This window comes from Prevotella rectalis, assembly GCF_900607215.1.
GTDB lineage: Bacteria > Bacteroidota > Bacteroidia > Bacteroidales > Bacteroidaceae > Prevotella > Prevotella brunnea.
On record NZ_LR027820.1, the window covers coordinates 498,029 to 498,648 of the forward strand.

1 protein-coding gene is annotated in these 620 nt (G+C 50.2%); it reads right to left on the bottom strand.

Annotation, left to right across the window (positions count from 1 at the left end):
- The coding region (locus E0E16_RS14175) for an IS256 family transposase (RefSeq protein ID WP_255418098.1) at positions 1-620 on the bottom strand (620 nt) is incomplete at both ends.

Sequence of the window (620 nt, forward strand, 5' to 3'; positions counted from 1 at the left end):
TCTGATGGCATGGATGTTCTCATTTGGATGGTTCTCCTGTACTTCCTGTTGAGCCTTTCAATCCAGTTGGTCGTATATATGCACCTCTGCACTTGGGCCGGGAAGTCCATATACGTGAAGTAGGCACAGTTGCGTTCGGTCTTGTACTTTCTTAGTGCAGGATATTTCCTTTCCCATTTCTCGACAAAGGTAATGAATTGTTCGTATCCCTGCAAGGAATTCATCTCGTTGTTCTCCAATTGGAACACCTCACTGAGCTGCTGCGCCATTACTGGTTTGTCTTTATGTGATGCGCCGCTGAGTATCTGTCGCTTGACGTGTGCCACGCAGAACTGGTGTGCGGCACCTGGAAAGGCTGCACAGACGGCATTCTCTATTCCTTGCAATGCATCGGAAACGACTAAGTCTATCTGTTCGACGCCTCTTTGCTTCAAGGCCTCAAGCTCGTCTTTCCAGCACAGAGCCCCTTCTGTGGGATGATTGACAACCGTGAGCACCTCCCTGCTGCCGTCTTCTAATACCCCCAGAATGGGATAGCAGGCCTCCTCGGACACCTGTCTGTCCCTACGGGTGGAAATAAAGGTGGCGTCGATATAGACGGCTAAATAGTGGGAGGAAAG